This is a genomic window from Streptomyces poriferorum, from assembly GCF_019399235.1.
Classification (GTDB): Bacteria; Actinomycetota; Actinomycetes; order Streptomycetales; family Streptomycetaceae; genus Streptomyces; species Streptomyces poriferorum.
This window is the reverse complement of sequence record NZ_JAELVH010000343.1, coordinates 1-10,212: the sequence shown is the minus strand read 5'-3', so window position 1 is coordinate 10,212 and position 10,212 is coordinate 1. Positions and strand designations below refer to the sequence as shown.

The following is a 10,212-nucleotide window of genomic DNA, read 5'->3' as shown; positions in this document are numbered from 1 at the left end:
CCCACCTCTACCGCCTCACCACCGGCCACCCCCTCCCGCAGGACCTGGAGGAGCGCGCCGCGGCCCCGCTCTTCCGCGCCCTGGCCGGCGACGAGGGACGCGCCAGGGCGGCCTGGGCCTTCGCCCACGGGATGGTCGTGATGGAGCTCAACGGCCGCTTCCCCACGGACGCCGACGTCTCGGCGGCCTGGGCGGCGGGCATCGAGGCCTTCGCCCCGGTCCGCCTCTGACAACCGCGTGCGGTCCTGTGCCACGATCGGGGGAAACACACCCATCTCACGGACGGCGGATTCCCCGATGTCCCACTCTGGCGAGCGACCGAGGAAGGGGCGTGACATGTCTGCCGTGCCGCACGAACCGCTCTCGCAGGCGGAGGTCCTGCTGGAGGGCTTCCTGGCGCTGGACACGCCGGAGGGGTTCCGGGCCGAGCTGATCGAGGGGGAGATTGTCGTGACGCCGCCGCCGGACGGGGATCATGAGGACTACATCAGCCTGATCATGAAGCAGGTGATCAGGAAGGCGCGGACCGATATGGACTTCTCCGGGAACAAGGGGCTGAAGCTGCGCAGTGGCGGGGGGCGCCCCAGGAACCACGTCATCCCCGACGGCACCTTCGCCCCCACCGGGCTGCGCCTGTACCGCGGCGCGGATCCCTGGATGCCGTGCGAGGGAGTGGCCCTGGTCGTCGAGGTCACCTCGTCCAGGCCTGCCGCCGACCGCACGGGCAAGCGGCACTGCTACGCCCGGGGACCCGTCCCCCTCTACCTCCTGGTGGACCGTGAGCAGTCCTCGGTGACCTTGTTCAGCGACCCGCAGGGGGACGACTACCGCCAGCACTGCACGATCCCGTTCGGCAAGTCGATCCGCCTCCCGGAGCCCTTCGCGCTGGATCTGGAGACCGGGGCGTTCATCTGAGCCGTCCACTCGCCCTGTCGGGCCCGCCCCGTGCGGCCGGGTAGCATGGGCGGCACGGCAGACGAGCCGGGCGGACGGCCGCGTGAGGATCTTCGGACCCTCCCGAGGAACGTCCGGGCTCCACAGGGCAGGGTGATGGCTAACGGCCACCCGGGGTGACCCGCGGGACAGTGCCACAGAAAACAGACCGCCTGGGACTCCGGTCCCCGGTAAGGGTGAAACGGTGGTGTAAGAGACCACCAGCGTCTGAGGCGACTCAGACGGCTAGGTAAACCCCACCCGGAGCAAGGTCAAGAGGAGCCGTCGCAAGACGGCTCTGCGCGAACGTTCGAGGGCGGCCCGCCCGAGTTCGCGGGTAGACCGCACGAGACCGGCAGCAATGCCGGTCCTAGATGGATGGCCGTCTCCCCGGCCGCCGCGAGGCGACCGGGCGACAGAACCCGGCGTACAGCCCGACTCGTCTGCCGCCTTCGGCGCGGCTTCGCCCTGCGGTTGCGTGGCTCCGCCCAGCAGTTGAAAGGGCTTCCGGAGCTGGAGATGCCTGCCGACTCTGGCCTGCGCCGGCGGCGGCCCGCGGCGGGCGGGATGCCGTCGACACCGCGCCGTCACGTCCACAGCGCTCGACCGGGGCGCCTGTCGCGATCGTTCCACGCGCTCTCGGTGCGTACCGCCGCCCGGTGAATTCCGACAAACGTGCAGGTCACCACATGATCACTCCCCCAGAGGGGGATACCCGGCGTACGGCCCGAATCGTCCGCCATTACCAGCGGATTTCCTCCGAAAGGGTTGCTGCTCTGCGGGAAGTCGTATACCGCGCGCCCCGCCGGAGTGGTTTCCGCGAGCCGGCGCAGTGGATGTGGCCGGACCCGCTCCTCCGATTTCAAGCCTTTCGCGTCCCGCCACGCCAAGCGTGACCGATTCGGAACGTACCAACTGCTGCGGTCTGCCGAGAAACCGGGTATCAACTTCTTGGTTGATCGTCGTTCTCGCGCAACCGACCGGGCGTCAGTTCAATTGTCACGCCACGATCTTGGACCCTCTGCCCAAACTTCCCGACGCTCCGTCAGTATTCGGAATGCCACGTCTGGATACTCCGAACTCCCGCCGTGAGCCGGACAGCGGCCGGTTCGGCTTGGGGGTCGGCTTGGCCAGGAGCCGGGGCTCCGAGGAGGTGTCCGGCAGCCCGCTCACCGACTCCACCGCCGCGGGCTGGGACCTGCCGTTGAGTACGGCCTGACCCAGTGCGGTGATGCGGTGGTTCATGGTGTTGCGGTGCCGCTCGGAGCGGATCAGGCCGGACTTGCGCAGCACGCTGGTGTGCTGACTGACGGACGCGGCCGACGTGCCGACCTGCTGGGCCAGTTCGCTGGTGGTGCCGCCCGTCATCGCCAGGCGCAGGAGCTGCGCCCTGGTGCGCCCCATGAGCGCGTCCAGTGCCTCCCCGTCCTTGGCCTGCGGGCTCCACAGGGCCCGGGAGGTCTCGGGGTCCGGCTGGGCGGAGAAGACGAGGACCGGGCGTCCGTCGGTGCCTTTGACATTCCGGAGCAGCGCCCCGGGACGGGCTCCGAGAAACAAAGAGGGAGCAAGGAGGAGTCCCTTGCCCTCAAGCTCTATGTCGGCGTCCTCGGTGGCCGATAGTTCAAGAATTCGGCCGGAGATTCGGACGTCCGGGTGCAGAGAATTCAGGAGATATTCACCTCCGTCGGTCTGCGCCTTCATTCGCGCCTCGCGCTGCAGAGTCAGATGGGTCAATATCTGCTGCCAATAAGGAGCTATCGACATGTGCGCAAAGGAATCCATGGCGGCCCGGATTTCGCGTCTGCTCGGCCCGGTCGATGGATTCCGTTCGGCCGGCGCCTTGTCGCGCTCGGGGCCGAGAAGCCATGTGAGATCCGGAGCGCGCCGCAACATCTGGACATCACGGGTCAGTTCGTCGCTGGATCCGATCCTCCGCGCGAGCTGGTTCCGCCATTCCTTGAACTCAGGCTCAGCCTTTCCCCCTACATGATGGATGGAGAATATGGCTTCGGACAATGGGCCCAAAGTCGCCATCATGTGTATATTACCGATATCCCCATGACTCAAATGGATACGCAACATGTCATGCCCCCGGCAAGATCATCGTCTACGATGCCCTAATTCACCCAACTCGGCTTCGGATTGCAGCCAAGCCATGGCTGAAAACTCGAAACCGGCTTCAAAATAGCAAGCCTGAAACGGTTCCGCACAGTGAGATGCTTGCTTTAGCCGGGAGTGAAAGAGATTGCCTGGGGGGTGGTGTTCGTGATATGAGAAGCGTGCATTGTAATACGGGAATAAAGATGGCGATGGCCGCCGGGGGAACAGCCACCGCCATCAGCTCAGGCGTCCCGCTTGTGCAGGACGACGTACCCGGCGACCACTGCGGCGCCGGTCCAGATCAGGACCACCAGCAGTGCACCCATCCGGCCGTAGGGCTCGGCGTCCCCGTCCATCAGGTGCTGACCCGCGATGGAGGGAAGGTAGTCCAGGATCTTCTTGGTGAAGTCGCTGCTGGAGAGGGCCAGTGCGCCCGGCAGGCCGGCCAGGACCATGAAGACCGTGGTCAGCGTGCCCACGGCGCTGCGCATGGCCGCTCCGACGCCGATGGCGAAGATGCCCATCAGCGCGATGTACGCACCGGTCGCCAGGATGGTCGGGACTGCCTTGCCGAGGTTCGTGTCGGCGTACTCGAACAGCAACGGCGTGGTGGTGGCGGTGCCCACGGCGGCGATCAGCGTGCCGGCCACGAACATGACGGGCGCGATCACCGCGATCTTGGAGAACAGCATCCGGCCCCGCTGCGGCACACACTGCAGCGTCGAACGGATACTGCCCGTGGAGTACTCGGCCGTGATCGCCAGCATGGCGAGAGCGATAACCGCGAACTGTACCATGTTGATCGCCAGTACCGGCGGGTGGGCGATCGGGATGTCGGTGTTGTCGCCGTCGCTGCGGTAACTGTTCGCGATGCTCGTGCCGAGGGCCGGCGCGAAGACGGCCATGAGGGCGAAGGAACCGGCCAGGCACCACCAAGTGGCCTTGACGGACCACAGCTTGGTCCACTCCGAGGCGATCGCGCCGATGGTCTGGCCGCGGCCGTGGGAGGACGTGCCCGAGGCCGTGCTCGATGCTGTGGTGTTCATGGTTGCGCTCGACATGACTCAGGCCTCGACTTCCTGCTGCTGGCCCTGCTGCGGGGCGACCCCCGCGGTCACGGGCTTCGACGACTTGTACTCGATGCTGCTGGCCGTCATCTCCATGTACGCCTGCTCCAGCGAGGCTTCGACTACGCGGAGTTCGTGCAGCCTGAGGTTCATCTGGAAGGCGATGTCGCCGATGGCCTCCACGGACGACCCGGATACCAGGATCTCGTGCTCCGAGTCCCGCTGGATCTCCAGGGACAGCTCGTCGAGGCGGGCGACGAGGTCGTCCATGCCCCGGCTGTCGGGCGTCCGGACCCGGACGGCGGTCAGTGAACTACGGGCGATGACCTGGTCGATCGTGTCGTTGGCGAGGAGCTTGCCCTTGCCGATCACCACCAGGTGGTCGGCCGTGAGCTGCATCTCGCTCATGAGGTGGCTCGACACGAAGACGGTCCGGCCCTCTTCGGCCAGCGACCGCATCAACTCCCTTACCCAGCGGACCCCGTCCGGGTCGAGACCGTTCACCGGCTCGTCGAAGAGCAGGGTCTGAGGATCGCCGAGCAGCGCGCTCGCGATGCCCAGACGCTGCCCCATGCCCAGCGAGAAGGACCCGGCCTTCTTCTTGGCCACCTTCTCCAGGCCGACGGTCTCCAGGACCTCCTCGACCCGCTTGCGCGGAATGCCGTTGCTGCGCGCCATCGCCAGCAGGTGGCTGTAGGCGCTGCGCCCCGGGTGGAGTGCCTTCGCCTCAAGGAGCGCCCCGACCTCACGCAGCGGGTGAGTGAGGTCCGCGTAGCGCTTGCCGTTGATCAGGGCCTCGCCGGCGGTCGGCCGGTCCAGGCCCATGATCATGCGCATGGTGGTCGACTTGCCTGCGCCGTTCGGGCCGAGGAATCCCGTGACCTTGCCCGATGCGATCTCCAGGTCCAGGTGGTCCACGGCCACTGCCGTGTCATAGCGCTTGGTCACTCCACGCAGTGTGATCATTGCCCGTCCGTCCTCAGGGGTCCTTGCATGTCAACGACCGTACGGGGGCCGCGAGGACAGGTCTTGTGCCGATCGGCACTGCGGCACTACGACTTTCGACAGAGAGCCCGGAGTCCGTCCGCGGTACGAGTTGCGCGGTGCGAGTTGCACGTACGAGGTCCGCGGTACGAGGTCCGCGGTACGAGTTGCTCGGTACGAGGTCCGTGTACGCGGTGCGAGTGGCGCGGTGCGACGTCCGCGTACGAGGTCCGTGGTGCGAGTTCCGCGACCGCGAGGTCCCCTCACGAGGTCCTCGTACGGGAAAGGGGCGGGGACGGGCGCGGTGCCGGGCTGTCCCGTACACCGTGCCTGTCCCCGCCCCGGGTCCTGCGCGCGAGCGCTACGACCCTGCTGGAGGAGGTCTTGCCGAGGGCCTCGTCAGAGAAGGTCCTCGAACTCGTCGATCTCCTCCTGCGTGATCTCCGCCATCGCCACGTCGGACGGCGTCAGGCCGCCCGCCTCCGGCCGCTCGGCATGCTCCACCAGAGCCCCCAGGGCCTGGAACCACAGCCGGCCGAGCTCCTCCACGGACTCCTCGGCCAGCAGCCGTCGCGCCCACGTCCACGTCGCCACGAGACACGGACCCTCCGGCCCGTCCGCCGTGAACGAGTTGAGCTCGACGACGTGGGCGAGCGGAGCCTCCGCCGCCTCTCCGGAAGGCCCCCGGACGCCGGGCTCGGGGCCCCACACGGACTCCCCGTCGGCGCCGCCTTCCGCCGCGAACCGGCCCAGGTAGTTGAACCCGAGCTGGGCACGCGTGCCCGAGGCGAGCCGCTGTGCGGTGCCCGGATTGAGGTAACGCAGCAGCCCGTGGCCGATGCCGCCGTCCGGTACGGCTCGCAGCTGCTCCTTGACCCGCTTCAGGACCGTCCCCGCAGCCGGGCCGCCGGCCCGGGCGTCGGCGCGATCGAACGTCCCGGTGCCGATCCGTACGGGGTACATGCTGGTGAACCAGCCGACGGTGCGGGAGAGCTCCACACCGCCCACCGCATCCTCCTCGCGGCCGTGGCCCTCCAGGTCCACCAGGAACGCCCGGCCCCGGCCCTGGTCGCGCCACTCGGAGAGCGCCCAGGCGAACGCCGCGAGGAGCACGTCGTTCACCCCGGCGTTGTAGACCGTCGGGACCGAGGTCAGCAGAGGCCCGGTCACCTCGGACGGCAGCCTCAGCTCGATCCGCCGCGAGGTGCTGTGGGTGTCCTGCTCCGGGTCCAGCGCAGCCGAGCCGAGCAGGGGCTCGGGGTCGGCGACCATGGACGCCCACAGGTCCGCCTCCGCCACCCGCGCGGGCGCCACCGCCTCTTCCCGCAGCCGCTGGGACCAGCGCCGCAGCGAGGTGCCGACCGGTGCGGGCCCAGCCTCCCGGCCGGCCACGGCCGCCTCCCACGCCTCCACCAGGTCGGGCAGCAGGATGCGCCAGGAAACTCCGTCCACCACCAGGTGGTTGACCACCAGGAGCAGCCGGCCGGGCACCTCCGGGCCCCGGTCGAACCACACCACCTGAAGCATGATCCCGGCCGCCGGCGCCAGCCGGTCCGCCGCGCCATCCGCCTCGGCGGCGTACACCGACTCCAGCCCGGCACCGTCCAGGCCCCGCGCGTCCACGCGCCGGACCACCGACATCGCGGGGACCGCCCCGGGCTCGGCGACGGCACAGTCCCAGGCGTCCGGCGCCTGGGCCGGACCTGCCGGTTCCGTCACCCGCATCCGGAGCGCGTCATGGTGGTCGAGCAGCGTCTGCACGGCCGCGTGGAGGTGCGGCAGGCCGAGGCCGGCCGGTACCCGCAGCACCGTCGACTGGTTGAACCGGTCGATGGAGCCGCCGCGTTCGGCCAGCCAGTGCATGATCGGCGTCGCGGGCAGCGGGCCCACCCCGGCACCGGCCTCCTCGGCCCGGACCGAACCGGCGCCCTCCGTCGCGACCTCGGCGAGGGCCGCCACCGTCTTCCGCTCGAAGACGTCCTTCGGCGAGATCACCAGACCCGCCTTCCGGGCCCGGCTGACCAGCTGGATCGACATGATGCTGTCGCCGCCCAGGTCGAAGAACCCGTCATCGATGCTCACCTCGGCCACCCCGAGCACCTCGGCGAACAGCCCGGACAGCAACTCCTCGTGCCCGGTCCGGGGCGCCCTTCCCGCCGGCGCCGCGGTGAACTCCGGCACCGGCAGCGCCTTGCGGTCCAGCTTGCCGACCGAGGTCAGCGGCAGCGCGTCGAGCTCCACGACGACCTGCGGAACCATGTAGTCGGGCAGCGTCCTCGCCAGCTGTGCACGCAACTCCTGCGGAGCGTACGAGGCCGCCGGCACGACGTACGCCACCAGGCGCTTGTCACCCGGCCGGTCCTGCCGTACGACCACGGCGACCTGCTTCACCGATCCGCTCGCGGTGAACGCCGACTCGATCTCGGTGAGTTCTATACGGAAGCCACGGACCTTGACCTGGCTGTCGGCCCGGCCGATGAACTCCACCAGACCGGCGCTGCTCCATCGGACCAGGTCACCCGTGCGGTACATACGGGTCCCCGGAGCACCGAACGGGTCGGCGACGAAGCCCTCCGCCGTCAGGTCCGGACGTCGCCAGTACCCCCGTGCAAGACCGGCGCCCGCGATGTACAGCTCACCCGGCACGCCCGGCGGAACGAGCCGCAGCGACTCGTCCAGGACGTAGTGCCGCATGTTGTCCAGAGGCCGCCCGATCGGGACGCCGCCTCGTTGCCCGTCCACATCCGCGGCACCGACCTCGTGACTGGTGGCGAACACCGTCGTCTCGGTCGGGCCGTACACGTGCACGACCTTGGTCGACGGGCAGTGGTCGAGCACCCTGCGCATCGCCGCGGGCGAGGCCAGATCGCCGCCGGTCCACACCTGCCGGACGCTCGCCAGGCACTCGGGGTGTTCCTGCGCCAGGACCCCGAACAGGCCCGTGGTGAGGAAGAGCGCGGTGATCCCGTTGTCCACCACGAGCCGGCGCAGGGCCTCGATGTCGAGGTCCCCGGGCGGCGCGACCACGACCCGGCCGCCGTTGAGCAGCGGCGCCCACAGCTCGAACGTCGACCCGTCCCAGGCGTGCGGCGAGTGCAGCGGCACCCGGTCCACCACACCGCCCAGCCAGCGCCGGTCGCGCGCGAGGTCCGCCACATCGGCGTGGGTCGCCGAGACACCCTTGGGCTTGCCCGTGGAGCCGGACGTGAACATGACGTACGCCAGCCGGTCCGGCTGGACGGCGAGCCCCGGGTCGTCGTCCCGGGCCGGGCCGGTGGACGCCGGAGAGGAGCCCGGGACGAGTACCGAAGCGGTCCCGGCGACTTCCCGCGCCCGTGACCGCAGCGACTCATCGGTGAGCAGCACCGCCGCCTCGGTCTCGCCGAGGATCCAGCGCATCCTGCTGTCCGGATAGGCCGTGCTCAGCGGCACGTAGACCCCGCCCGCCTTGGCCACCGCCAGCAGGGCGACGACGAGGTCGGCTGAGCGCTCCATGAGCACTCCCACCCGCGCCTCGGGGGCCAGGCCCGTGCCGAGCCGGTGAGCGAGGCGGTTGGCCTTCGCGTTCAGTTCGGCGTACGAGAGCGTGGTGTCGCCGAACACGACGGCGACCGCGTCCGGATGGAGCGCCGCCTGCGCCTCGAACAGTTCCGGCAGGGAGCCGGCCGGCAGTTCACGCGCGCTGTCGTTCCACTCGCCCAGCATGCGCTGTCGCTCGGACGTTCCGAGCACGACCGTCTCACCGACGGGACGCATCGGGTCCGCGACCAGCGACGCGAGGACCGTGATGAGTCGCTCGGCAAGCATCCGGACCGTGTCGTGGTCGAACAGGTCGCTGCTGTAGCCGATGTGGCCCGCATACCCCCCGTGGCCGGCCGGTCCTTCTCCGCCGGTGGCCTCGTCCTGGTCGGAGAACGAGAACAGCAGGTCGAATTTGGCCCCTTCGGTGGCAGTGCTCTCGGCCGACACGGTCAGGCCGGGCAGTTCCGCCGAGGCCGCGAGCGCTGCCCGGTCGTCATCGTTGTTCCAGCTCAGCACCGTCTGGAACAGCGGGTGGCGGGCGGCCGAGCGCTCCGGATTGAGCAGGTCCACGATCCGCTCGAAGGGCACGTCCTGGTGTCCGTAGGCGGCGAGGTCGGTGTGGCGGACGCGTCCGAGGAGTTCGGCGAAGGTGGGGTCGCCGGAGAGGTCGGTGCGCAGGACGACGGTGTTGACGAAGAAGCCGACGAGGTCTTCGACGGCGTCGTCCGTGCGGCCCGCGACCGGCGAGCCGATCGGGATGTCGGTACCGGCACCGAGCCGGGACAGCAGCACGGCGAGAGCCGCCTGCACGACCATGAACGCACTGGCCCGGTTCTCCCGCGCCACCTCCTCCACCCGCTCGCGCAGTTCCTTCGGCACGTCGAACTCGACAGCCCCGCCCCGGTGGGAGGGTGCCGTCGGCCGAGGCCGGTCGGTGGGCAGTTCGAGCTCGGCCGGGAGTTCGGCCAACGTCTGCCGCCAGTAGTCCAGTTGCTGCGACAGCTGGCTGCCGGGGTCGTCCTCGGAGCCGAGGTTGGCGCGCTGCCAGAGGGTGAAGTCCGCGTACTGCACGGGCAGCGGGGCCCAGGCAGGGGCTCGTCCCTCGACCCGTGCCGCGTAAGCCGTCGTCAGATCCCGGGCCAGCGGAGCGAGCGATGATCCGTCCGCCGCGATGTGGTGCATCACCAGGAGCAGTACGTACTCGTCCGTGCCGGTCTCGAACAACGTGGCCCGCAGGGGGATCTCCGCCGCCAGATCGAACCCGTACGACATCGCTGAGGACATCCGTGTCGCGAGGTCTCCTTCGGCCACCCGCTCCGTCGCCAGGCTGGGCTGTGCTTCCTCGAGCACGACCTGGTGGGGGTCGGTGGTGTCGGTGTTCTGGGTGAAGAGGGTGCGCAGGGATTCGTGGCGTGCCACGACGTCGGTGAGTGCGGTGTGGAGTGCGCCTGTGTCGAGGTCGCCGGTGAGGCGGAGGGCGATGGGGATGTTGTAGAGGGAGCTGCCGGGTTCGTACTGGTGGAGGAACCAGAGGCGTTGCTGGGCGAAGGAGAGGGGGATGTGTGTGGGGCGGGGGCCTGCGGTGATGGCGGTGCGGGCGGTGGTG

The 10,212-nt window shown here is 69.4% G+C and carries 6 protein-coding genes and 1 other RNA gene; 3 read left to right on the top strand and 4 right to left on the bottom strand.

Features of this window, described 5'->3' with window-relative positions:
• From JGS39_RS35190 to rnpB, 3 genes are all read left to right on the top strand, one after another.
• The coding region (locus JGS39_RS35190; protein ID WP_219573826.1) for a TetR-like C-terminal domain-containing protein at positions 1-230 on the top strand (230 nt) is incomplete at its 5' end.
• Between the two features lie 106 nt (positions 231-336).
• Positions 337-915 (top strand): Uma2 family endonuclease, encoded by a 579-nt coding sequence (locus JGS39_RS35185; RefSeq protein WP_219573825.1) that lies wholly within the window; start codon positions 337-339, stop codon positions 913-915.
• Positions 916-977: 62 nt separating this feature from the next.
• Positions 978-1,379, top strand: an RNA gene (rnpB, locus tag JGS39_RS35180) — RNase P RNA component class A.
• Between the two features lie 553 nt (positions 1,380-1,932).
• On the opposite strand, the gene JGS39_RS35175 is transcribed toward rnpB, so the two are convergent.
• From JGS39_RS35175 to JGS39_RS35160, 4 genes are all read right to left on the bottom strand, one after another.
• A complete protein-coding gene (locus tag JGS39_RS35175) occupies positions 1,933-2,949 on the bottom strand; it encodes an ArsR/SmtB family transcription factor (RefSeq protein ID WP_219573824.1) in 1,017 nt (338 codons plus the stop codon).
• 326 nt (positions 2,950-3,275) lie between these two features.
• Positions 3,276-4,079 (bottom strand): ABC-2 transporter permease, encoded by an 804-nt coding sequence (locus tag JGS39_RS35170; protein WP_219573823.1) that lies wholly within the window; start codon positions 4,077-4,079, stop codon positions 3,276-3,278.
• 18 nt (positions 4,080-4,097) lie between these two features.
• Positions 4,098-5,066, bottom strand: a complete 969-nt coding sequence (locus JGS39_RS35165) for an ABC transporter ATP-binding protein (RefSeq protein WP_219573822.1) — start codon at positions 5,064-5,066, stop codon at positions 4,098-4,100.
• 417 nt (positions 5,067-5,483) lie between these two features.
• Positions 5,484-10,212 (bottom strand): non-ribosomal peptide synthetase (locus JGS39_RS35160; RefSeq protein ID WP_219573821.1); only part of this gene is annotated, 4,729 nt, incomplete at its 5' end.